Below are 22772 nucleotides of genomic sequence, written 5' to 3' on the forward strand. Positions count from 1 at the left end.
CTCTTGGCTTTTTCTTCAAGGCACGTAGTGCCGGTCTTCCAGCTTCCAGCCGCGAAGCGACGCTCTTCCAGCTCGTTTCTTTAGCCCCCGGCGACGGTCATGTTATCGATCAGCCAACTGCCCGAATGCACGCTGCCGCGAGTATCGATGTCGTCGCCCACGCCGAGTAGATTGGCGAACATGTCGTTGAGATTGCCGGCAATGGTGAACTCCTCGACCGGGTATTGAATCTCACCATTCTCGACCCAGAAGCCGGCCGCGCCGCGTGAGTAGTCGCCGGTCACGCCGTTAACGCCCTGACCCATCAGCTCGGTGACCAGCACGCCACGCCCCATGCGTTCCAGCAATTCGCGCTGACTGTCGAGCGGTGCCTGAATGCGCAGGTTGCGCGCTCCACCGGCGTTACCGGTCGAGGTCATGCCCAAGCGCCGGGCGCTGTAAGCCGACAGCATATAGCTAGCCACGCGCCCGCCGTCGACAAACAGATTGTCGCGGGTATAAACGCCGTCGTTATCGAACGCTGCGCTGGCCATGGCGCCGATTTCCCGGGGCTTCTCGCCGAGACTGAACCATTCGGGAAACAGCGGCTTGCCCAGGCTATCGCACAGAAAGGAGGCCTCGCGGTACAGCGCTCCGCCGGCGATCGCACCGAGCAAATGATTGATCAAGCCGCCCGCCATCTCGGGTGCGAACATGACCGGCAAACGCCCGGTCGCCGGTCGCTTCGATCCCAGGCGGCGCAGTGTGCGCTCGGCGGCACTACGGCCGATGGCCTCCGGCGAGGCCAATAGCGCCGGGTCGCGAACGCTACTGTAGTCATAGTCACGCTGCATGCCCTGCTCGTCACGCGCGATCAGCATGCACGACAGCGAATGACGGCTGCCACGCTGGCCGGCGAGAAAGCCATGACTGTTGCCATACACGCGTACGCCCTCACCGCTGGACACCCCCGCGCCATCGGAATTGGCGATACCTTCGACGGCGCGACCGGCATTCTCGCACGCCAGTGCCAGTTCGATCGCCTCGTCAGTGGTCAATTGCCAGGGGTGATGCACCTCGAGATCGGGGAACTCGGTGGCCATCAATTCGGCATCGGCCAGCCCCGAGGCCGGGTCTTCGCCGGTATGACGGGCAATCGCGATAGCCTTTTCCACCACCGCGCGAATCGACGCCTCGCCGGCATCCGATGACGAGGCGCTGCCCTTGCGTTTACCGACATAAACGGTCACGGCGATGCCCTGATCGCGCGCCAGTTCGACGGTTTCCACCTCGCCCATGCGCACGCTGATTTCGGCGCCCTGATCGACGCTGGCGCCGACTTCACAGGCATCGGCGCCCAGGCGTCGCGCCTGCTCCAGAGCATCCGCGACGCGTGCCTCCAATAACGTTTGTTGAGCGGCGGCATCGAAAGCCTGAGTCATGTTGATCTCCTTGTCACGAGGCAGGCTGGTATACTACGCCCACCTCCCAATGATGGTAATGGCATGTCATTCGAGTCACCCGCCGACCAACAGGGTCGGCCGAGCAAGACCCAGCTCAAGCAGGAAATGCAGGCACTGCAGGCGCTGGGCGAAAAGATCATCGCGCTATCCAATGCCCAGCGCGCGCGGCTACCGCTATCCACCGATATGCTCGCGGCGGTCGAGGAAACCTCGCGCATCCGCTCTCACGAAGGTCGCCGCCGCCACATGCAGTACGTCGGCAAGGTCATGCGGCGCGAGGACCTCGCCGCTATTCAGGCCGCTTTCGACGAGTTCGAGCAGGAAAGCGCGCGTCGCGATCACGTCTTCCACCGTCTGGAGAAATGGCGTGACCGGCTGATCGACGACGACAACGAAGCGCTGGAAGCCTTTATCGCCGAGTACCCTGACGTCGACCGCCAGGCACTGCGCCAGTTGATCCGCAATGCCCGTACCGAGCGCGAGCGCGGTAAGCCACCGGCCAGTGCCCGCAAGCTGTTCAAGCTGATCCGCGACACCGCCGGACTGTAAGCTATAAGAGCGCCGCTATGCGGCTGGAAGCTGGAAGACCGGCGCTGCGCGCCTCGAAGAAAAACAGGAAACAATAATTATTCCCGGCTTCTAGCTTCTAGCTAGGATTGCGTTCCGCCGACGGTAAGCTCATCGAGTTTCAACGTCGGCTGGCCCACACCCACCGGTACGCCCTGGCCTTCCTTGCCGCAGACACCGATGCCGGTATCCAGCGCCATGTCGTGGCCGATCATCGACACCCGAGACATCGCTTCGGGGCCGTTGCCGATCAGCGTCGCGCTCTTGACCGGCGAGGTGATGCGCCCGTCTTCGATCAGGTAGGCTTCGCTGGCCGAGAACACGAACTTGCCCGAGGTGATATCGACCTGGCCGCCACCGAAGCTGACCGCGTAGATGCCACGCTTGACGCTCTTGATGATATCTTCCGGCGCATCCTGGCCGGCCAGCATGTAGGTATTGGTCATGCGCGGCATCGGCAGGTGCGCGTAGGACTCGCGCCGCGCATTGCCGGTGGGCGCCATGCCCATCAGGCGCGCGTTCAACTTGTCCTGCATGTAGCCGGTGAGGACGCCGTCCTCGATCAACGGTGTATAGGCGCCCGGCGTACCCTCGTCATCGACGCTCAACGAACCGCGCCGGTCGGCCAGGGTGGCATCGTCGACCACGGTGACGCCCGGCGATGCGACGCGCTGGCCCATGCGTCCGGCAAACGCCGAACTGCCCTTGCGATTGAAATCGCCCTCCAGGCCGTGACCGACCGCCTCGTGCAGCAGGATGCCCGGCCAGCCCGGCCCCAGCACCACCGGCATCTGGCCGGCCGGGGCATCCAGCGCCTCAAGATTGACCAACGCCTGACGTACCGCCTCGCTGGCGAAGCGCTCGGCGACGTTCTCATCGCGCAGGCGGGACATGGCGTAGCGACCGCCTCCACCGGCGCTGCCACGCTCGCGACGCCCGCCCTTGGTCACGATCACGCTGACGTTGAAGCGCACCAGGGGGCGAATATCCGCCGCCAGAGTGCCATCGCTGGCACGCACCAGCACGACTTCGTGAACCCCGGTGAGCGACGCACTGACCTGAGCCACCGCCGGATCGGCAGCGCGCGCCACACGATCGGCCTGCTTGAGCATGGCAATCTTGTCCTCGGCGGACAGCCCGGAAAGCGGGTCGACGCCGGCATAGCGCAGCGCCGCCGATGCGGGATTGGGTGTTGCCAACGCCAATCGCGCCCCACTGCGCGCGATGTTCGCCGCGGTACTGCCGGTTTCGGCCAGTGCCTCGGCGGTAATCTGATTGGAATAGGCGAAGCCGGTTTTCTCGCCAGCCAGCGCACGCACGCCGACGCCGCCGTCGATGCTGTAGCTGGCGTCTTTGACCTCGCCGTCCTCCAGCACCCAGCTCTCGTGCCAGCTACGCTGGAAATACAGATCGGCATAATCGATACCCGCGCCCAGCGCATGACCCAGGCCGGGTTCCAGCGCCTCGGCATCCAGCCCTCCAGGCGCCAGCAGAGTGGCGATGGCCTCGTCGAGAGGCGATTGGGACAATAGCGTCATTCGGCATTTTCCAGAGTGATTTGCGGCGAGGTCCATGGACCTTGCACGCGGTAGTGAATTCGCGTCACCTTATCGAGCCAGCCGCCGAATATCTTATCGGCAAGAAACAAGGCGCCCCCCACATAAGGCGCACCCACGAGAACCGCAGCCAACGGCAGATTCTGGCTAACCGGCACGGTGATTCCCAGCAGCATATCCAAACGCCGGGCAGCGAGATCGACGCCACCCTCTAAGGTAAATTGGGTGGACGGTCCGTCGATTTCAACCGGCCCACGGGTTTGTAGACGTCCACCATACAACGTCGCACTGCCCCTGACACTGTCGAAGGCGGTCCCCTCGCCGGTCACGTCGGAGAAATCGAGGCGCAGGCGACGCAGCAGGTTATCCACATTGAGCAGCCCGATCAGGCGCGCCGAGGGTGAATCGAGCGTCACGAAGCGTCCATCTTCCAGAGCCACCTCGATACTGCCTCGCGAACGCTCCAGGGCGAACTGCCATGGCGCGCCGGGCCAGGCCAACTGCGACTCGACCTGGGTTCTGGCGCTGCGGATCGCTACCGGCTGCCCGAGCGCCTTGAGCGCCGACCCCAGATCGCCTCCGGTCAGTGCCAGGCGCGAGCGCGTCAGGCTGGCCTCGGGGCCCGACGCCTCCCAAACCAGTTCGCCCGCCGCCGTGACCTCGCCCAATGTCAGTGAAAGCGGCGCCACGCGCAAACGCTGTGGTGATGCCTGCCAGCTTGCGGAAAGCGGTCCCAGGCGGCGCCCCTGGCGCAGTATCGTATCGATCGTGATATCGCCACTGGGCACCTTGTCCAGCCACCCGGGCAATGGCTTGGGCTCCGGCGCGGTAGCGATCGCCTCGGAAAGCTCCGGCATCTGCGTCGGTTGCGGCATCAGCGTGTCCAGGTTCAAGCGGGTCAGATCGATGCTCAGCGGCGTCGTCTGATTCGGCCGGTAGCTTGCCTGACCCTGCATCAGGGTGCCGGCGAGATCGAGCCGCCAGCCATCGGCCAACGGGCTGGCGCTCGCCTCGAGCGAACCCAGGCAGCGCTCGTCGAAGTGCAGGCAGCCAGTATCGATCACGATCCGCCGTAGCGACGGCAATGCCGTACCCGGCTGCGCAACCGGCCCGGAAGCGACCGACGCCGGCGCATCGTCGGATGGCGTCTCGCCCAGCGCCGCCAAGGCACTCTGCCAACGGCCCAGATACAGCCGCGGCGTGCGCCATATGACATTCCACCCCTGATCGCCTGGCCATTGCGCCGAGGCCGGCCAACGTTCCAGCCATATCTGGCCCTGACCCTGCCCCGGTGCCGGCCCCAGCGAGCGCCAGCGCAGACGCAGCCGATCGGCCAGATCGACGGTCAGCCGCTGCCCCGGCGTCGCCTCGACGTGCAGCGCAACCCCCTCGTCGAGACGCTTGCCGAACGGTGGCGGTAGCAGGATAGCCAGGCCCTGTAGATCGCTCTCAACGCTAAGGTGCGGTTCCTCGCCTTTTAGGTCGAGTTGCGCCGAATACGGAAAGTAGCCACTCAGTAACCCGTCGAGCTGCGCCATGCCGGCCCACTGCAACAGGCCGCGTGCCAGGGCGCGGCCTTCGAAAGCGATGCCCTCGCCACCTACGTCGAAGCGTGCCAATAACGGCCCCTCGAAGGCACGCGCGCCCAATTCACCGGTCAGGAAATCAGTGTTCTTGGCGTGCCGGTAATGCAGCGCGCCGTTGACGTTGCCCAGCGTCAGATCGATCTCTGAAAAGGTCAGGCTCGGCGCATCGACGCTAGCCTGGACATCCACCTCGAGCGCCTCGGGATTCTCCATCGGTACGTCCAGCGCCAACTCGCCGATGACCCGGCCCTCGCTACGCCAGCGTGCAAAAGCGTCCATGCCCTCGATAGGTGCCTCGGCGAGAAAGCGAAACAACCCTTGGGTCGGCCCCTGCACCGGGCCTGTCACGCTAAGCCTTTCATCTTCCAGCGCGACCCGGGTTCCTTCACTGACCAATCCCAGCGTTTCGGCATGGTCTACCGTGGCGTGCAGCGTCTCGTTGACCAATTCCAGCCGACCGCTGACGTTTTCCAGCGCCGGCCATTCGGGGTCGTAAGTCAGCTTCCCGTCCTCGACGTCCAGAGCCAGACGCAGTTCGCCATCGAATTCATCGGTGTCGGTTTTGCTGGCTGGCTGGCCAGTGTTGTCTGACTCGTCGGTATCGTCGTCATCATCCAGCGTCTGTTCGAGATGCAGGGTGCCATGCGGCACGCGACCGGCGATGCCGCCCGCCAGCCACTCGCGCAGCTCCGCGTCGAGAATATCGACCGGAAGCCACTCCATCAGTGGTGTGTCGATTGCATCGACGTCGCGCATATCCAGGTTCAATTCTAGTTTGCCGCTATCGCCGCTCGCGCTGTCACCAGTCGAAGCAACGTCGCTTGAGTGGCTATTGGTCGAGGCATAATGAAAGTCGCCATCCACCCTGGCGCCACGCCAGACGGCCTTCAGGCGCTCGCCGGTCACACTGAATGCGTCGCTGCCGCCGTCAAGCGCCCAACTCACCTTGCCGGACGCCCAATCCAGTGCCATGGGTGCGGCGTATAGTTCGGGGAATGCCAGTTGCATGCCCGGCCGACCGACGAAACGCACATGACCCTCACGACCTTGCGCTTCAACCCAGCCGTCCAGCGGTCCACCGCCGGGAATACCCTGCCAGGGCGAAACCGCAACGTCTTGCAGAGCCGCCTTGGCCAGCCATTGGCCATGTTGCCTGCCAACCGCCAGCCCTGAGATCAGCCCTTGGGGCGCCAGGGTGCCGAGCGTTCGGCTCAGCGATTCAGGCAGTGGCAGTTGCTGGGCCCACGCCGTTACGACGCCAAGCTCGATGGATGTACTGCGTGCTTGCCAGCCTTGCGCGTCTCCCTCGAGATACAGCCGCTGCGGCAACGGCGAGGTCGGGATGGCTTCGCTATGCAATGCAAGCTCGTTCACCCAGGCCCGCCAGGCGCCCTGCTCATCCCGCAACCATTGCCCCTTGGCGCCGATATCGTTCAAAACGAGTGGACCAGCGTCGCTGGTCAGCGTCATTTCCCCAATGGCCAGGCGCGCCCGGGCATCCGCCAGTTGGCCAGCCTGCCAGTTCCCCCAGACTTCGGCTTCACCGGACAACCCGGTAACACGCACCGGCGACTGTTCGGTCAACAACCGGCTCAGCCGTGCAAGGCTGTCCAGGTTGATGCTCGCTTGCAGCCGGGCATTGAAGTCGTCCGCCCCCCCTGAGCCGGGCACGACCTCCAGCACGGCCTGCAGCGCACGTTCGTCGACGCCTTCGACGAATACCTGGCCTTCGATGCGCGCACGCTCGGGCGCGCCAACCATCAATAGCCGTGGCGCGACCAGCGTGACACTGCCGTCGACGCCATGCAGCACCAGACGCAGGTCGTCGACCACGGCACGCTGGCGCAGCAGAACGCCGATCCAGAAATCGAGGCGCTTGAGGTTGAACCGCGACTCGGGAACCAGTTCGGGCGGGAGTTCGGCGGGCTGTGGCCAGTGCCAACCGCCGTCGCTCTTCTGATAGAGGTGCAGGGTGGCATGGCTCACCCGCGCGCGACTGAAGATGGGAAACCAGGCCCGCAACGAGGCGCTGGCATCGAGGCGCAGATCGACCTGTTCGACGTCCAGCAGCGGAACGGAGTCGATACCCGCCTGCCCCGTCAAGTGCAGACCGTCGATGGCCAGCACCGGATCGAGCCCACGGATGCCGCTCTCGATCGCCTCGACGCGCAGCGTCGCATTGAATTGGCGGGCCAGCATGGCGCTGAGATCGTCACGCAGTATATCGGCCTGGCTGGCCGCCAGGCGCAGGCCACCAAGCAGCAGCGCCAACAAGGTCAACCCTATGGCAAGCAGCGTCAGCGCCCAGCGCAGTACGATACGAAACGGGCTCATAATTCAAGTCCTTACGAAAACGGCCTGCGCTCGCCCATACGGCGTCTAAAATCGGCTAAGCATACGCATTTACAAGCGCAAACTCCGCTATTTACCCGTTTTTTGCTTGGTCCGGTCATCGTTCACCGCCTTTTCATAGAACCACTTTTGCAGAAGAGGGGGTTACATCAAGACGATGTCGTACTGCTCTTGGGAGTAATGTGCCTCGACCTGAAAACGGATGGTCTTGTCGATAAAGACTTCCAGGTCTGCCACCGCCGCCGACTCCTCATCGAGCAGCCGGTCGACCACCGCCTGCGACGCCAGCACCATATAGGTATCTGGACTGTAGGCGCGTTCCTCGCGCAGGATCTCGCGGAATATCTCGTAGCATATGGTTTCCGGCGTTTTCAGCGTGCCGCGCCCGAGGCAGGTCGGACAGGCGTCGCAAAGCGTCTGCTCGAGGCTCTCGCGGGTGCGCTTGCGAGTCAGTTGCACCAACCCCAACTCGGTGACCCCGGTCAGCTTGTTCTTGGCGTGATCGCGTTCCAGCGATTTCTCCAATACCCGCAATACCTGGCGTTGATGCTCGGGGTCTTCCATATCGATGAAATCGATGATGATGATGCCGCCCAGATTGCGCAGACGTAGCTGGCGGGCAATCGCGGTGGCGGCCTCGAGGTTGGTCTTGAAGATGGTTTCCTCGAGATTGCGATGGCCCACGTAACCGCCGGTATTGACGTCGATGGTGGTCATCGCCTCGGTCTGGTCGATGACCAGATAGCCGCCGGACTTGAGCTGTACCTTGCGCCCCAGCGCCTTGTGGATTTCGTCCTCGACGCTGAATATGTCGAAAATCGGCCGCTCGCCAGGATAGTATTCGATGCGCTCGACCACGCCGGGCATGAACTCCTCGGCGAACTCCACCAGCTTGAGGTAGTTCTCGCGCGAATCGATGCGCACCTTCTCGATGTCATCACGCATGATGTCGCGTAGGGTACGAATGAACAGCGGCAGGTCATCGTAGATGCGACTCGGCGCCGGCGCATTGAGTTTGCGCTCACCGACCTTGCGCCACAGCCTCAGCAGAAATTGAATGTCGGTGGTCAATTCCTCCCTACCCACGCCTTCGGCGGCGGTACGAATGATAAAGCCACCGGGAATGTCCTGCCCGCTCTCGGCGAGGCATTCTTCGACCAGCACGCGCAGCCGCTCGCGTTCGCTCTCGTCTTCGATGCGCTGCGAAACGCCGGTATGCGGCGAGTCGGGCATATAGACCAGATAACGCGAAGGAACCGACAGGTGAGTCGTCAGCCGTGCGCCCTTGGAGCCGATCGGGTCCTTGGTGACCTGCACCACCAGCGGCTGACCCTCATGCAATAGCTGGCTGATCGATACCTGCTCGTCGCTGGGCGTGTTGGGCGGCATCACCTCATGAGCATGAATGAAGGCGGCCCGCTCGAGGCCAATATCGATAAAGGCGGCCTGCATGCCCGGCAACACCCGTGCCACTCGGCCCTTGTAGATATTGCCAACGATGCCCCGGCGCCGGCTACGCTCGATGAAGGCCTCCTGCAGCACGCCGTTTTCGACCACCGCGACACGGGTTTCCATCGGGGTCAGGTTGATCAGTACTTCACCGCTCATGCGGGAATCCTTGTAAGAGTCATGAGACGATTATGACACAGCCGCGGCCGGCCATAGCGTGACGCCTTGGCGCCGCAACAGTTCGGCGGTTTCAAAGAGTGGCAAGCCAACCACCGCCGAATGGCTGCCTTCGATGCGCTCGACGAATATCGCGGCTCGCCCTTGAATGGCATAGCCGCCGGCCTTGTCGGCGGGCTCGCCGGTAGCCCAGTAGGCCTCGATCTCGGCCGTGTCGATCGCGCGCATGACGACGCGTGTCGAGACGCACACATCGAGCATGCCACGCGGCCCACTGACGGCGACGGCGGTCAGCACCTCATGCGCCCTGCCTGACAGCGCCGTCAGCATCTCGCGTGCGTGATCGCGATCTCCCGGCTTGCCGAGAATTCGACCATCGAGCACCACCGCGGTATCCGAGCCAAGCGTTGGCAGGGAACTATCCACGGCGCCCGCCTCGGCCTTGGCGCGAGCCAAGCGCGTGACATAAGCCATGGCAGACTCGCCGCTACGCGGCGTTTCATCGATATCGGCGGGGGCGATTTCGACCTCGAGTCCGATCGAGGCCAGCAGTTCGCGACGGCGGGGTGAAGCCGAAGCGAGGCGCAGCGTGGCGGACATGCACCTTCCTTAGTTAGTCGGTAACGCGTGCTGAGTATTCAGGCGATATTCAGTCGTCGACGCACCGCCTGCAGCAGAGTGAAGAACCATGGCCAGAGTATGCCGCCGATCAAGGCCGGCAACAAAAAGGCCAGGTTGATGGAAAACGGACCGAAGATGGTGCGCAGCCATTGTTCCGTCAGTTGCGCGATGCCCAACAACACGAAGACCAGCACCGCCTGTTGCACTAGCGCATAGGCACGCATGCGCTGATAAACGAGCAGTGACAGGTAAGCCAATAACGACAGCATCAGCGCATTCTGGCCGAGCGGCGAGCCCTCGATCAGATCCAGCAGCAACCCCAGCACGAAGCCATGGAAAACGCCGACGCGTTGCGGGGTACTCACGCACCAGTAGATCAGCATCAGACCCAGCCAGTCCGGTCGCCATACCAACCACGCATCGGGCAGCGGCATGACCTGCAGGCACAGTGCCAGCAGCAGGCTCAACCAGATCATCGCCAGACCCCGCGTGGTCGTTACCGCCATCAGGTTCCCTCCTCCTGGCTGGCTTCGGTCTCTTCGCCGTTCGGCGCGACGCTATTGCCCACCTCGATAGCGGCATCGAGTGCCTGCTGCGAGACGTTCGGTGGCGGCGGTGGGAACAGCAATAGGAATTGTCGCGAGCGCTCCGTCTGGGCGATCGGCTCGGCGACGACTTCGGCAAACGGCTCGCCGGGATCGTGGATGACTTCCGCTACTCTGGCGACCGGATAGCCTTCCGGGAAGCGCCCGGCCAGACCGGACGTCACCAACAGATCGCCGACGCGAATATCGGCAGTGTCGGGAACATGCAACACATCGAGTTCATCGTAGCGGCCAGTGCCCTGAACGATAAAACGCAAACCGTTGCGATTAACCTGCACGGGAACCGCAAAACTGGCATCGGCGACCATCAGCACCCGGCTGTTGTAGGCGGAAACCGAGATGACCTGGCCGATCAAGCCCGACGCGTCCATCACCGGCTGGCCAACATAGACGCCATCGCTGCGCCCGCGGTCGATGACCATCTGGTGGGTGAAAGGGTCGGAATCCAGCGACAACAACTCGGCGGTGATATAGAGGATGTCGCCGCGCTGGGCCGCATTGAGCAGCTCACGCAAGCGCACGTTCTCGGCGGTCAGGCTGGCCATGCGTTGTACGCGTTGGGAAAGCATCAGCAACTGTTCGTGCAGCAGGCGGTTCTCTTCGATCAGTTCGCGCTGATCGGCAAGCACCAGCGCCCCCCACGACAGGGCGTCGCTGGGCTGACTGACCAGCCATTGTACCGGCGCGACGACCGTCGACAGGTGGGCACGCAATTCCGCCATGCGGGGCATGCGCTGTTCGGCGAACATCAGCGCGAAGGCGACGACGGCACAAAACAACATGCGATAGCCGGGCACGGGGCCATGCGAGAATAGCGGTTTGATAGGCCTCCCCCCGAGGGCTACACACTGTCTACTTGCAAGCATCCATTTGCAGGCATGCCAGGCTCGCACGGCGTACGCGGATCGATCGTGACAATTTTAGGCCGCCGGCACGACTATCCGCACAAGGCAAATAGCCGCTTTTGGCAGTCTTCAAGCCAGATGACGGAGCCTCGGCGCCTGGAAAACGCTAGTCGCTGGAAAGCAGCTCGAAGGTATGCTGGTCGATCATCTCGAGCGCCTTACCACCCCCGCGCGCCACGCAGGTCAGCGGATCCTCGGCGATGATCACCGGCAGGCCGGTTTCCTCGGCGATCAGCTTGTCGATATCGCGCAGCAACGCGCCACCACCGGTCAGCACCAGGCCACGCTCGGCGATGTCCGATGCAAGCTCGGGGGGCGACTGTTCGAGCGCACTCTTGACCGCGGCGATAATCGAGGCCAGGGGGTCCTGCAACGCATCGAGAATCTCGTGGGAATTGAGCGTAAAGCTGCGTGGAATGCCTTCCGCCAGGTTGCGGCCGCGCACGTCGATCTCGCGCAGTTCGCCGCCCGGGTAGGCACAACCGATCTCTTCCTTGATGCGCTCGGCGGTCGCTTCACCGATCAGACTACCGTAGTGACGACGCACATAAGCGGTGATGGCTTCGTCGAAACGGTCGCCGCCGACGCGAATCGACTCGGAGTAGACCACGCCGTTAAGCGAGATGATGGCGATTTCCGAGGTGCCACCGCCGACATCCACGACCATCGAACCCTGGGCTTCCTCGACCGGCAGGCCGGCGCCGATGGCGGCGGCCATCGGCTCCTCGATCAGGAACACCTCGCGGGCACCGGCACCCTCGGCGGATTCCTTGATCGCGCGGCGTTCGACCTGGGTCGACATGCAGGGCACGCATACCAGCACACGCGGGCTAGGGGTCAGAAACGTACTCTGATGAACCTTGCGTATGAAGTGCTGGAGCATCTGCTCGGTGACGGTGAAGTCGGCAATCACGCCGTCCTTCATCGGACGAATCGCGTTGATATTGCCCGGTGTGCGGCCCAGCATGCGCTTGGCATCCACGCCGACCGCCGCGACACTGCGCATGTTGCCTGACTGGCGAATGGCCACCACCGAGGGCTCGTCCAGGACGATGCCGCGACCGCGTACGTAAATCAGTGTGTTGGCGGTTCCCAGGTCGATCGATAGATCGCTGGAAAACAGCCCCCTTAAGCGTTTAAACATGGAAGTCTTTCACCTAGTGCAGACCGGAACCCTGTGCGGATGCAAACGGTACCATCGCGGCGGGAAGGCGGCAAGCGAGATGCCTGCCAGCGGCGCCGAGATGTGGTACCTTTTGCGCCTATTTAGCGTGTCGTCCGCATGGCCAGAATGCCTGGCGGACGACCTTCACGATTGCCTGACGCTTTAAAGGAAAGCCGACGCCATGGCGCTTGAACACGAAGACGTGCGGCGGGCCGCCCACCTCGCCCGCCTAAGCCTGAACGACGACGAAGCCGCCCATTACGCCGACGATATTCGGCGTATTCTCGAGATGGTCGATCGCCTTCAAGCCGTCGATACGCAGGGCGTGGCGCCGCTCGCCCACCCGCTGGACAGCACCCAGCGCCTGCGTGCCGACGAAGTCACCGAGGGCGATGAGCGCGAGCGCTTCCAGCGCTGTGCCCCTGCGGTGGAAGACGGATTGTATCTGGTGCCCCGGGTCGTCGAATGACGCGCCGTCGGACAAGCCATTCAGGGAGCCCTTCTCTTCATGCATGACAAGACATTGACCGAGCTTGCCACAGCGCTGGCCGCCGGCGAGTTCTCCAGTCGCGAGCTGACCGAATCGTTGCTCGCGCGCATTCAACGCTTCGATGGCGAGCTCAACAGCTTCATTACCGTAACCGGCGATGAGGCGCTGGCCGCCGCCGACGCCGCCGACAGCACTCGCGCCAGGGGCGAAGCCGGGCCCTTGAACGGCCTGCCGCTGGCCCTCAAGGACATCTTTTGCACCCAGGGCGTGCGCACCAGCTGCGGTTCGCGGATGCTCGACAACTTCGTTTCGCCGTATAACGCCACGCTCGTCGAGAAGCTCGCCACCGCCGGCACGGTGTGCCTGGGCAAGACCAACATGGATGAGTTCGCGATGGGCTCGTCCAACGAAAACAGCTATTACGGCCCGGTGAAAAACCCCTGGGATCTGTCCGCCGTGCCTGGCGGCAGTTCAGGCGGCAGTGCCGCGGCGGTCGCCGCCAGCCTGGTTCCCGCGGCACTGGGTACCGATACCGGCGGTTCGGTTCGCCAGCCAGCGGCGTTCTGCGGCATTACCGGTTTGAAGCCGACCTACGGGCGCGTTTCGCGTTATGGCATGGTGGCCTATGCCTCGAGCCTCGATCAGGCCGGCCCCATGGCACGCACCGCCGAGGATTGCGCGCTGCTGCTCGGCGCCATTGCCGGTCACGATCCACGCGACTCGACCAGCGTGGCGCGTGGCGTGCCGAATTATCGCGCCGAACTCGATGCCTCGCTGTCGGGGCTCAAGATCGGCCTGCCCAAGGAATATTTCGGCGACGGCCTCGACCCCGCCGTGGCGACCGCAGTGCGCGAGGCGATCGCGGTCTACGAATCGCTGGGCGCTAGCGTGCGCGAGGTCAGCCTGCCGCATACCGAACTGGCGATTCCCGCTTATTACGTCATTGCCCCAGCCGAGGCATCCTCGAACCTGTCGCGTTTCGATGGCGTGCGCTTCGGCCATCGCTGCGAGAACCCCACCGACCTCATCGATCTCTACAAGCGTTCGCGAGCGGAAGGCTTCGGCGAAGAGGTCAAACGGCGCATCCTGATCGGTACGCACACCCTCTCGGAAGGCTTCTTCGATGCCTATTACAAGAAGGCCCAACAGGTACGCCGCCTGATTCGCCAGGACTTCCTCGATGCCTTCGAGGAGGTCGATGTACTGATGGGCCCGGCGGCACCGACCCCGGCCTTCGATCTGGGCGCCAACAAGGATCCGGTCTCGATGTATCTGCAGGATATCTACACCATCGCCATCAACCTGGCCGGCATTCCCGGTATCAGCGTACCCGCCGGCTTCGCCAACGATCGCCCCATCGGGCTACAGGTTCTCGGCCCGCACTTCGCCGAGCAACACCTGCTCAACGTTGCCCACCAGTTCCAGCAGGTTACCGACTGGCATCGCTGTCGGCCTGCCTTCGCCGGGGAGAACGCATGATGCAATGGGAAACCGTGATCGGGCTGGAAGTCCACGTTCAACTCGCCACCCAATCGAAGATCTTTTCCGGCGCGTCTACCGCCTTCGGTAGCCAACCGAATAGTCAGGCCTGCGCCGTCGACCTGGGCCTGCCCGGTGTTCTGCCGGTGCTTAACGAGGCCGCCGTGGCCATGGCCGTGCAGTTCGGGCTGGCCATCGACGCCGAGATTCCCGAAACCTCGGTGTTCGATCGCAAGAATTACTTCTACCCCGACCTGCCCAAGGGCTATCAGACCAGCCAGATGTATCACCCGATCGTCGGGCCGGGCGAGGTCGAGGTCGCTCTCGACGATGGCAGCACCAAGCGTGTCCGCGTGCATCACGCCCACCTCGAGGAAGACGCCGGCAAGTCGTTGCACGAGGACTATCACGGCATGACCGGCATCGACTTGAACCGTGCCGGCACACCGCTGCTGGAGATCGTTTCCGAGCCGGACATGCGCTCGGCCAAGGAGGCCGTCGGTTATATCAGGGCCATCCATGCCATCGTCACCTACCTGGGCATCTCGGATGGCAACATGGCCGAGGGTTCGATGCGCTGCGACGTCAACGTTTCGGTGCGCCCCAAGGGCCAGGAGGCGTTCGGCACCCGCGCCGAGATCAAGAACGTCAACTCGTTCCGCTTCGTCGAGAAGGCCATCGCCTGCGAGACCCAGCGCCAGATCGAACTGATAGAGGATGGCGGCACGGTGATCCAGGAGACCCGCCTCTACGACCCGGAAGCGGACGAGACGCGCAGCATGCGCACCAAGGAGGAAGCCAACGACTACCGTTACTTCCCCTGCCCCGACCTGCTGCCGGTGGTACTCGACCGGGCCTACGTCGACCACCTGCGCTCAAGCCTGCCGGAGCTGCCCGCCGAGAAGCGTGCACGCTTCGAAAGCGAGCTGGGGCTGTCGTCCTACGACGCCGGCGTGCTGTCATCCAGCCGCCCCATGGCCGAGTACTTCGAGGCGGTCAAGCAGGTGTGCGGCGATGCCAAGCAGGCCGCCAACTGGGTGCAGGGCGAGCTTTCCGGCCAACTCAACCGGGAAGGCATCGATATCGCCGAGAGCCCGGTCACGGCCGAACAGCTCGGCGGCCTGGTCAAACGGGTGATCGATGGGACCATCAACGGCAAGGCCGCCAAGCAAGTGTTCATCGCGCTATGGAACGACGAAGGCCAGACGGCCGATGAGTTGATCGACGCCAAGGGCCTCAAGCAGGTCACCGACAGCGGCGCCATCGAGGCAATGATCGATAGCGTGATAGCGGACAGCCCGGTACAGGTCGCCCAGTATCGCGAAGCCGAGGACGATAAGCGCGGCAAGATGATCGGCTATTTCGTCGGCCAGGTGATGAAGGCCTCGCGTGGCACCGCCAACCCGCAGCAGGTCAACGCGCTGCTCAAGGAAAAGCTGGATCAGGCATAGGGAGTCAGGAATGTCAGACGATGTCGGCCCACGCTTGCGTGCCCTGCGCACCTTGCGGGGTATTTCCCAGCGCGAGCTGGCCAAGCGCTGCGGTGTCACCCACTCCAGCCTGTCGCTGATCGAACAGAACAAGGTCAGCCCTTCGGTCAGCTCGCTGAAGAAGATTCTCGACGCCATCCCGATCAGCGTGGGCGATTTCTTCACCATGGACCTGGAGAGCCGCAATCAGGTGTTTTATTGCGCCGACGAATTGCCCGACATCGGTAGCGGCGACGTGGTTTACCGGCTGGTCGGCGCCAACCGCGAGACACGCGCACTGTCGTTCATCATCGAGACCTATGCCGCCGGTGCCGATACCGGGCGCGAGATGATCGCCCACCAGGGCGAAGAGGCCGGAGTGATCATCGAGGGCGAGATCGAGATCACCATCAACGCCGAGACCCGCACACTGGGCCCCGGCGAAGCCTATTACTTCAACACCAACATCCCCCACCGCTTCCGCAACCCCGGCAAGGTCGCTTGCCGGCTGGTGAGTTGCTGCACCCCGGCCAAGACGTTCTGATCGCGGCGATCTTTGACAGTCGACGGCGCAACTGGAACCATGGCGCACCTTTTTCAAAAACCGTTTCCACAGAATGGAGAAACCGATGCCCATCGTCCAGATCCAGCTCATCGAAGGCCGCAACGACGAGCAGAAGGAGAAGCTGATCCAGAAGGTCACCGAGGCCTGCGTCGAATCCATCGATTGCACCCCGGAGAGCGTACGCATTCTGCTGAGCGACATCTCCGAGCAGCATTTCGGCGTCGCCGGGGAATCGGTCAGGACACGTCGCGCACATAAGTGAGCCGGCCAAACGACGAAATACCACGGGCCGCCCATTCTGGGCGGCCCGTGGTCCTTTAGAAGCGGATAAACGGAAACTTCTTGCGCCTCAGGGCGCCAGCGACATCCATACCGTCTTGAGTTCGGAGTATTCCTCCAGCGAGTGGTGCGACTTGTCGCGACCATTGCCCGACTGCTTGACGCCACCGAAAGGCACCGTCATATCGCCGCCGGCCCAGTTGTTGACGAACACCTGACCCGAATGCAGCCGCCGCGAAACCCGCATGATGCGGTCGATATCCTGGCTCCACAGCCCGGCGGCCAGGCCGTATTCGCTGTCGTTGGCCATGGCCACGGCTTCTTCCTCGCTGTCGAAGCCGAACACCGACAGCACCGGGCCGAAGACCTCCTCGCGACCGATGGCCATCTGCGGCGTGACGCCATCGAAGATCGTGGGTGCGACGAACAGCCCACCCTCGACCGGACTCACCGCCGCGCCGCCGGTGCGCAGGTGGGCGCCCTCTTCCACGCCCTGGCGAATGTAATCGAGGATGCGCTTGTGCTGCACCTCGTCGACGATCGCGCCCATGAAGCTCGCCGGGTCGAGCGGGTCGCCGGGCTGCATGTTCTCGGCATGCGCCAGCACCCGTTCGATGAACGCCTCACGGATCGGATTCTCGACCAGCAGGCGCGAGCCGGCGATGCACACCTCGCCCTGATTGTGGAAGATCGCCGCGGCGGCATTCTCGGCCACGGAATCGATATCCTTGCAGTCGGCGAACACCAGGTTGGGACTCTTGCCGCCGCACTCCAGGTAGATACGCTTCAGGTTCGACTGACCGGCGTATTGCATCAACTGCTTGCCGACCCCGGTGGAGCCGGTGAACGACAGGCAGTCGACGTCCATCGACAGCGCCAGCGCCTTGCCGGCGGTGTGGCCGAACCCCGACAGCACCTGGAACACGCCATCGGGTAGCCCGGCCTCCTGCGCGAGTTGCGCCAGGCGCAGCGCCGAAAGCGGCGACTTCTCCGAGGGCTTGAGGATCACGCTATTGCCCGCCGCCAGCGCCGGGCCGATCTTCCAGGCGGTCATCATCAGCGGGAAGTTCCACGGCACGATCGAGGCCACCACGCCCAGCGGTTCGCGCAGCACCAGGCCGAGGCTCTCCTCGCCGGTGGGCGCGACCTCACCGTAGACCTTGTCGATGGTCTCGGCGTTGTAACGAATGCAGCCGATGGCGCCGCTCATATCGCCCAGCGAGCTTCCCACCGGCTTGCCCATGTCGAGCGTGTCGAGCAGTGCCAGTTCGTTCTTGTGCCGCTCCATCAGTTCGGCCAGGCGCAGCATGGCCTGCTTGCGCTTGCCCGGTGCCAGGCGCGACCAGTCGCCGCGATTGTAGGCATCGCGGGCATGGCGCACGGCAAGCTCGACATCCGGCGCATCGCAACTGGCGATCTCGGCAAGCACTTCGCCGGTGGCCGGGTTGATGGTGGCGAAGCGCTCGCCACTCGCGGCATCGACGAAGCGGTTGCCGATGAAGGCGCGCGTCTCGTAGCGCAAATCGCCGGCGAGTTTTTGCCAGTCGGCGTGGCTCAATTGCGTGCTCATGCGGGAGTCCTCTCAAACGTACGATTTTTCAGCCGCCGCGCGGTCTCGTCCAGGGCCTGGCGTGCAAGCCGAACCAATTCATCGATCTGCTCACGGGTGATGACCAGCGGCGGCGAGATAATCATGGTGTCGCCCACCGAGCGCATCACCAGGCCATTGGCAAAGCATAGATCGCGGCACAGGCTACCGGCACCCAACGACTTGTCGAAGCGTGCCCCGCTGGCCTGGTCGGCGACCAGTTCCAGTGCGCCGACCAGGCCCAGGCTGCGCGCCTCGCCAACGATGGGATGCTCGGCCAGCTCTGACCAGCGGCTGGCCAGATAAGGGCCGAGGTCGTCGCGTACGCGTTCGACGATATTCTCCGCCTCCATCAGCTCGAGATTCTTCAGCGCCACGGCGGCGCAGGCCGGATGCCCGGAATAGGTGAAGCCATGGAAGAACTCGCCGCCATCGTCGATCAGCGTTGTGGCAACCCGGTCGCCGACCAGCACGCCGCCGATCGGCAGGTAACCCGACGACAGGCCCTTGGCGATCGGCATCAGGTCGGGCTCGAGGCCGTAATGCTGGCTGCCGAACCACTCGCCCAGTCGACCGAAGCCGCAGATCACTTCATCGATGACCAGCAGGATGTCATATTTGGCCAGCACCGCCTTGACCGCCGGCCAGTAGCTCTCGGGCGGGATGATCGCGCCACCGGCGCCCTGCACCGGCTCGGCGATGAACGCCGCGACGTTGTCTTCGCCGAGCGTCAAAATCTTGTCTTCGATGGCCTGGGCGCAGGCGCGTCCGAACGCCTCGGGCGACTGATCGCGCCCTTCGCCAAACCAATAGGGCTGGCGCACGTGTTCGATCCCCGGCACGCAGGGCCCGCCCTGGCCGTGCATCGGCGCCATGCCGCCCAGGCTCATGCCGGCCACGGTGGAGCCGTGATAGGCGTTCTCGCGGGCGATGACGATGTGCTTGTCCGGCCTGCCCTTGAGCGCCCAGTAGCGTCGCACCATGCGCAGCACGGTGTCGTTGGCCTCGCTGCCCGAACCGGTAAAGAACACCCGGTTGACGTGCTCTGGCGCCAGTTGGCAGAGCTTCTCGGCCAAACGCACCGCCGGCGGGTGCGTAGTCTTGAAGAAATTGTTGTAGTACGGCAGCTCGCGTAGTTGGGCGGTCGCCGCCTCGACCAGCTCCTCGCGTCCATAGCCGAGGTTGACGCACCACAGCCCGGCCATGCCATCGAGAATGCGATTGCCCTCGCTATCATGGATGTACACGCCTTCGGCATGCGTGACGATGCGGCTGCCCTCTTCGCCCAGCGCCTTGAAATCGGTAAAGGGGTGCAAGTGATGCGCGCGGTCCAACGCCTGGAGTTCCCCGGTAATAGGCCTGTTCATGGTCGTTCTCCACAGAGTGAGCCAAGTGTGGCATCGGGTGACTTAGCGCGTCGCATGATGGCGGCAGGCCTCGGCGAAGCCGCGAAACAGCGCGTCGTATAGCGGATGTTCGGCGGGCTGCCACTCGGGATGCCACTGCACCGCCAGGGCAAAACTCGCAGCACCTTCGACCGACACCGCCTCGACGAGCCCATCCGGTGCGCGGCCTTCCACGCGCAGCCCGTCGCCGAGACGCGCGATGCCCTGCTGGTGCAACGAATTGACCTGCGCGCAAGATCGATCGAACAGCCCCGCCAATACGCCGCCCGGCTCGATGGCCAGGTCGTGAACGGGCGCGTACTGTGCCGCCTTGTCGCCCTCGGGTTCGCGATGATCGAGCAATCCGGATACCGTCTGCACGGCCTGATGCAGGCTGCCGCCGAAGGCGACGTTGAATTCCTGAAAGCCACGACAGACGCCGAACAACGGCAAACCCCGCTCGATAGCGGCGGGAATCAGCGCCATCGACACGGCGTCGCGATCGCGGTCGTCGCGGGTGTTCTGCGGAGCGGGTTCCTCGCCATAGCGCCACGGCTCGACATTGGTGTAGCTGCCGGTCAACAGCAGGCCATCCAACTTCGTCAGCAGCGCCGTATCCACGCCGTCTTCCCAAACCGGCAGCATTACCGGCGCAAGACCGTAGTCGTGCAGCGCTCGCAGATATTTATCGGTGACCATGTGCGCCGGATGGCCTTCGACCTGCCGACGGCAGGCGATCACTCCCACCAGAGGACGTAGCTCCATAACGCGCTCCTTCGAAAACGATTAGGCAGTGTTATATTTTTCTCAACATAACGCCATTAATTACGCTTGCCAAGGCACCTTGAGGATTTTTTCCATAAACTTCATATAAATTCTTTTAAAACATTGCATTAAAGAAATTAAATCGAGAAACGACAAATTCTGTCGATCAGAATTAGCGTAAAAAATTTGACAACACTCTTGGCCAGCGGAAAGATGACGGCCATGCATCACAAAATTGGCACAAAGGGTTCACCTCATGACGTCCTCACCTGCCCAAGCCGAGGCCCGGGAGTTTCTCGAACGCCATCCGGACATCGAAAGCTTCGATCTGTTGATCAGTGACTTGAACGGCGTGCTGCGCGGCAAGCGCATCCCCCGCGACAACCTGATCGGCGCGTACCGCAGCGGCATCAATTTACCGGCGTCGGTGTTCGCGCTCGATATCAATGGCAACACCATCGAGGAAACCGGCCTGGGTCTGGCCACCGGCGATAGCGACCGGGTGTGCCGCCCGATACCCGGCACGCTGATGCCGACACCCTGGCTGCGCGAGGGGCGCCAGGCCCAGCTGCTGATGACCATGCAGGAAACCGACGGCCGGCCGTTTTTCGCCGACCCGCGTCAGGTGCTGAGCCGGGTGCTGGCCGGGTTCACCGCGCGCGGTCTGACCCCGGTGGTTGCGCTGGAACTGGAATTCTATCTGGTCGACCGGCGCCGCGACGATCTTGGCCTGGCCCAACCGCCCTGCTCGCCCGGGACCGGCGAACGCGCCACCCAGAGCCAGCTCTACTCGATCAACGAGCTCGACGAATACGCCGATTTCCTCGAGGAAATACAGCAGGCCGCCATCGCCCAGCAACTGCCGCTGGACACCGCACTCAAGGAGTGCGCGCCGGGTCAGTTCGAGATCAACCTGATTCACTGTGACGATGCGATCAAGGCCTGCGATAGCGCCGTGCTGCTCAAGCGCCTGATCAAGGGCGTGGCGCTCAATCACGGCTTCGAGGCCACGTTCATGGCCAAGCCTTACGGCGACGAGGCCGGTAGCGGCGCGCATGTGCATATCAGCCTGATCGACGGCGAAGGGCGCAACATCTTCTCCAGCGACGACGAGGACCCGTTAGGCACCCCGGCATTGAAGCAGGCGATCGCCGGCCTGCTGGAGTTGATGTCGGCTTCGATGGCCATCTTCTCGCCCAACCTCAATTCGTTCCGGCGTTTCCAGCCCGGGCTTTACGTGCCCATGGCGCCTTCCTGGGGCTACGACAACCGCTCGGTGGCGGTGCGCATTCCATCGGGCCCCAATGCCGCGCGGCGCATCGAGCATCGCGTCGCCGGCGCCGACGCCAACCCGTATTTGATGTTGGCGACGTTGCTGGCATCGGTCATGCACGGCTTGAAAAACGAATTGACGCCACCCGAGGCGATCAGCGGCAACGCCTACGAGCAACTCGAGCCGACGCTGACCAATAGCTGGCAGCACGCACTCGACCTGTTCGCGACCAACGAGGTGCTGGCCGAGGCGCTGGGTCGCGATTTCATCCATGTCTACCACGCCAACCGGCTCGCCGAACGCGCTTATGCCATGCGCACCGTCAGTTCGCTGGAGTATGACTGGTATCTGCGCCACGTCTGATCATGGCTTGAGATAGCCAAACGCCAGGCGCCCCATCGACGGATGGGGCGCCTGGCGTCGTGAACTCGCTAAAATCTCCAATCAGGAACTGGCGTTGCCACCCCCGGCGGCGGCCTGCCACTGCGGCTCGCCATTCTCCAGCGGCACGCGATCGCCTTCGGGTGCCTGGTCGAGTTGGGTTTCGTAGGCTTGGCCATCGACCCGGTACTCGACGTCATAGCCGATCAGTTGTTCCTGGGAATCGGTCACGGTGCGGCAACGCCGCTCGCTGGTGGTGTAGGTATCGCCCTGCTGCATGCGCTGCTGCACCTCGCGACCGGCAAAACCGCCAGCCACGGCGCCCGCCGCGGTAGCGATCTTCTGACCGCTGCCATCGCCGATCTGATTGCCCAGCACGCCACCGACGATCGCGCCGATCGCGGTGCCGGCGATGCGGTTGGGGTCCTTCACCGGGCGCCGGTGTGTCACGGCAACGTTCTCGCAGACTTCGCGCGGCGTCTCGACGGTTTCGGTGACGCGGTCGACACTGATCACCTCGGCGAACTGTGGCTGCTGGGCCGTTTGCATCTGATAAGCACCGAAGGCCAGGCCACCCAGGCCCAGCACCGCTAGGGTGCCACCAATGACGATTGATTTGCTCATATGTCGACTCCTGTATTCTTCTTGACGTCACTGTCGTTCAAGCTGCTGA

The 22772-nt window shown here is 63.5% G+C and carries 19 protein-coding genes; 7 read left to right on the forward strand and 12 right to left on the reverse strand.

Features of this window, described 5'->3' with window-relative positions; genetic code table 11:
- Window positions 1-80 precede the first annotated feature (80 nt).
- Complete coding sequence (pmbA, locus tag BLR92_RS10185; protein ID WP_089728175.1) at window positions 81-1421, reverse strand: metalloprotease PmbA; 1341 nt, start codon at window positions 1419-1421, stop codon at window positions 81-83.
- Between the two features lie 63 nt (window positions 1422-1484).
- On the opposite strand from pmbA, the gene yjgA reads away from it, so the two are divergent.
- Entirely contained in the window at window positions 1485-1991 is a 507-nt protein-coding gene (gene yjgA, locus BLR92_RS10190) for a ribosome biogenesis factor YjgA (RefSeq protein WP_089728177.1), read from the forward strand.
- 101 nt (window positions 1992-2092) lie between these two features.
- On the opposite strand, the gene tldD is transcribed toward yjgA, so the two are convergent.
- The 7 genes from tldD to BLR92_RS10225 all read right to left on the reverse strand — a co-directional run bounded on the left by tldD (window position 2093) and on the right by BLR92_RS10225 (window position 12404).
- Window positions 2093-3547, reverse strand: coding sequence for a metalloprotease TldD (gene tldD / locus BLR92_RS10195; protein WP_089728179.1), 1455 nt, complete (start codon window positions 3545-3547; stop codon window positions 2093-2095).
- Window positions 3544-7485, reverse strand: a complete 3942-nt coding sequence (locus BLR92_RS10200) for a YhdP family protein (protein ID WP_089728182.1) — start codon at window positions 7483-7485, stop codon at window positions 3544-3546. The genes tldD and BLR92_RS10200 overlap by 4 nt, the downstream gene beginning before the upstream one ends.
- A gap of 162 nt (window positions 7486-7647) precedes the next feature.
- Window positions 7648-9111, reverse strand: a complete 1464-nt coding sequence (rng, locus tag BLR92_RS10205; RefSeq protein ID WP_089728184.1) for a ribonuclease G — start codon at window positions 9109-9111, stop codon at window positions 7648-7650.
- 30 nt (window positions 9112-9141) lie between these two features.
- Complete coding sequence (locus BLR92_RS10210; RefSeq protein ID WP_089728186.1) at window positions 9142-9729, reverse strand: Maf family protein; 588 nt, start codon at window positions 9727-9729, stop codon at window positions 9142-9144.
- Between the two features lie 38 nt (window positions 9730-9767).
- Window positions 9768-10256 carry a rod shape-determining protein MreD gene (gene mreD / locus BLR92_RS10215; RefSeq protein WP_089728189.1) on the reverse strand — a complete coding sequence of 163 codons (489 nt, stop codon included), beginning with the start codon at window positions 10254-10256 and terminating at the stop codon, window positions 9768-9770.
- On the reverse strand, window positions 10256-11137 hold the full coding sequence (mreC, locus tag BLR92_RS10220) for a rod shape-determining protein MreC (RefSeq protein WP_245704169.1): 882 nt from the start codon (window positions 11135-11137) through the stop codon (window positions 10256-10258). Before mreC ends, mreD begins: the two co-directional genes overlap by 1 nt.
- 229 nt (window positions 11138-11366) lie before the next feature.
- Window positions 11367-12404, reverse strand: a complete 1038-nt coding sequence (locus tag BLR92_RS10225) for a rod shape-determining protein (protein WP_089728192.1) — start codon at window positions 12402-12404, stop codon at window positions 11367-11369.
- A gap of 202 nt (window positions 12405-12606) precedes the next feature.
- On the opposite strand from BLR92_RS10225, the gene gatC reads away from it, so the two are divergent.
- Genes gatC through BLR92_RS10255 form a run of 5 tightly spaced genes read left to right on the forward strand, consistent with a single transcriptional unit; the run spans window position 12607 to window position 16690 of the window.
- Entirely contained in the window at window positions 12607-12894 is a 288-nt protein-coding gene (gatC, locus tag BLR92_RS10235) for an Asp-tRNA(Asn)/Glu-tRNA(Gln) amidotransferase subunit GatC (RefSeq protein ID WP_089728196.1), read from the forward strand.
- 39 nt (window positions 12895-12933) lie between these two features.
- Entirely contained in the window at window positions 12934-14394 is a 1461-nt protein-coding gene (gatA, locus tag BLR92_RS10240; RefSeq protein ID WP_089728198.1) for an Asp-tRNA(Asn)/Glu-tRNA(Gln) amidotransferase subunit GatA, read from the forward strand.
- Window positions 14394-15845 (forward strand): Asp-tRNA(Asn)/Glu-tRNA(Gln) amidotransferase subunit GatB, encoded by a 1452-nt coding sequence (gatB, locus tag BLR92_RS10245; protein ID WP_089728508.1) that lies wholly within the window; start codon window positions 14394-14396, stop codon window positions 15843-15845. Before gatA ends, gatB begins: the two co-directional genes overlap by 1 nt.
- A 10-nt stretch (window positions 15846-15855) precedes the next feature.
- Complete coding sequence (locus BLR92_RS10250; protein WP_089728200.1) at window positions 15856-16407, forward strand: cupin domain-containing protein; 552 nt, start codon at window positions 15856-15858, stop codon at window positions 16405-16407.
- 31 nt (window positions 16408-16438) lie between these two features.
- A complete protein-coding gene (locus tag BLR92_RS10255; protein ID WP_281242921.1) occupies window positions 16439-16690 on the forward strand; it encodes a 2-hydroxymuconate tautomerase in 252 nt (83 codons plus the stop codon).
- Window positions 16691-16777: 87 nt separating this feature from the next.
- On the opposite strand, the gene BLR92_RS10260 is transcribed toward BLR92_RS10255, so the two are convergent.
- From BLR92_RS10260 to BLR92_RS10270, 3 genes are read right to left on the reverse strand one after another with little or no spacing between them, the layout of a single operon-like run.
- Window positions 16778-18277 (reverse strand): aldehyde dehydrogenase, encoded by a 1500-nt coding sequence (locus BLR92_RS10260; RefSeq protein ID WP_089728204.1) that lies wholly within the window; start codon window positions 18275-18277, stop codon window positions 16778-16780.
- Window positions 18274-19662: an aspartate aminotransferase family protein gene (locus tag BLR92_RS10265; RefSeq protein WP_089728206.1), complete on the reverse strand. Its 1389-nt coding sequence runs from the start codon at window positions 19660-19662 to the stop codon at window positions 18274-18276. The genes BLR92_RS10260 and BLR92_RS10265 overlap by 4 nt, the downstream gene beginning before the upstream one ends.
- A gap of 42 nt (window positions 19663-19704) precedes the next feature.
- Window positions 19705-20445, reverse strand: a complete 741-nt coding sequence (locus BLR92_RS10270; RefSeq protein WP_089728208.1) for a gamma-glutamyl-gamma-aminobutyrate hydrolase family protein — start codon at window positions 20443-20445, stop codon at window positions 19705-19707.
- A gap of 256 nt (window positions 20446-20701) precedes the next feature.
- On the opposite strand from BLR92_RS10270, the gene BLR92_RS10275 reads away from it, so the two are divergent.
- A complete protein-coding gene (locus BLR92_RS10275) occupies window positions 20702-22081 on the forward strand; it encodes a glutamine synthetase family protein (RefSeq protein ID WP_089728211.1) in 1380 nt (459 codons plus the stop codon).
- A gap of 81 nt (window positions 22082-22162) precedes the next feature.
- Here BLR92_RS10275 and BLR92_RS10280 read toward each other — a convergent pair whose 3' ends face one another.
- Complete coding sequence (locus BLR92_RS10280) at window positions 22163-22723, reverse strand: glycine zipper 2TM domain-containing protein (protein WP_089728214.1); 561 nt, start codon at window positions 22721-22723, stop codon at window positions 22163-22165.
- Window positions 22724-22772: the final 49 nt, after the last annotated feature.

The sequence above is a fragment of the Modicisalibacter muralis genome, from assembly GCF_900102945.1.
Classification (GTDB): Bacteria; Pseudomonadota; Gammaproteobacteria; order Pseudomonadales; family Halomonadaceae; genus Modicisalibacter; species Modicisalibacter muralis.

Bases quoted from the DNA above. Each gene is read 5' to 3' on its own strand.
- rng (WP_089728184.1), bottom strand. From the start codon at position 9,111: ATGAGCGGTGAAGTACTGATCAACCTGACCCCGATGGAAACCCGTGTC.
- mreC (WP_245704169.1), bottom strand. From the start codon at position 11,137: ATGTTGTTTTGTGCCGTCGTCGCCTTCGCGCTGATGTTCGCCGAACAG.
- BLR92_RS10225 (WP_089728192.1), bottom strand. From the start codon at position 12,404: ATGTTTAAACGCTTAAGGGGGCTGTTTTCCAGCGATCTATCGATCGAC.
- pmbA (WP_089728175.1), bottom strand. From the start codon at position 1,421: ATGACTCAGGCTTTCGATGCCGCCGCTCAACAAACGTTATTGGAGGCA.
- gatB (WP_089728508.1), top strand. From the start codon at position 14,394: ATGCAATGGGAAACCGTGATCGGGCTGGAAGTCCACGTTCAACTCGCC.
- yjgA (WP_089728177.1), top strand. From the start codon at position 1,485: ATGTCATTCGAGTCACCCGCCGACCAACAGGGTCGGCCGAGCAAGACC.
- gatC (WP_089728196.1), top strand. From the start codon at position 12,607: ATGGCGCTTGAACACGAAGACGTGCGGCGGGCCGCCCACCTCGCCCGC.
- tldD (WP_089728179.1), bottom strand. From the start codon at position 3,547: ATGACGCTATTGTCCCAATCGCCTCTCGACGAGGCCATCGCCACTCTG.
- BLR92_RS10280 (WP_089728214.1), bottom strand. From the start codon at position 22,723: ATGAGCAAATCAATCGTCATTGGTGGCACCCTAGCGGTGCTGGGCCTG.
- BLR92_RS10265 (WP_089728206.1), bottom strand. From the start codon at position 19,662: ATGAACAGGCCTATTACCGGGGAACTCCAGGCGTTGGACCGCGCGCAT.
- BLR92_RS10270 (WP_089728208.1), bottom strand. From the start codon at position 20,445: ATGGAGCTACGTCCTCTGGTGGGAGTGATCGCCTGCCGTCGGCAGGTC.
- BLR92_RS10210 (WP_089728186.1), bottom strand. From the start codon at position 9,729: ATGTCCGCCACGCTGCGCCTCGCTTCGGCTTCACCCCGCCGTCGCGAA.
- mreD (WP_089728189.1), bottom strand. From the start codon at position 10,256: ATGGCGGTAACGACCACGCGGGGTCTGGCGATGATCTGGTTGAGCCTG.
- BLR92_RS10275 (WP_089728211.1), top strand. From the start codon at position 20,702: ATGACGTCCTCACCTGCCCAAGCCGAGGCCCGGGAGTTTCTCGAACGC.
- gatA (WP_089728198.1), top strand. From the start codon at position 12,934: ATGCATGACAAGACATTGACCGAGCTTGCCACAGCGCTGGCCGCCGGC.
- BLR92_RS10250 (WP_089728200.1), top strand. From the start codon at position 15,856: ATGTCAGACGATGTCGGCCCACGCTTGCGTGCCCTGCGCACCTTGCGG.
- BLR92_RS10200 (WP_089728182.1), bottom strand. From the start codon at position 7,485: ATGAGCCCGTTTCGTATCGTACTGCGCTGGGCGCTGACGCTGCTTGCC.
- BLR92_RS10260 (WP_089728204.1), bottom strand. From the start codon at position 18,277: ATGAGCACGCAATTGAGCCACGCCGACTGGCAAAAACTCGCCGGCGAT.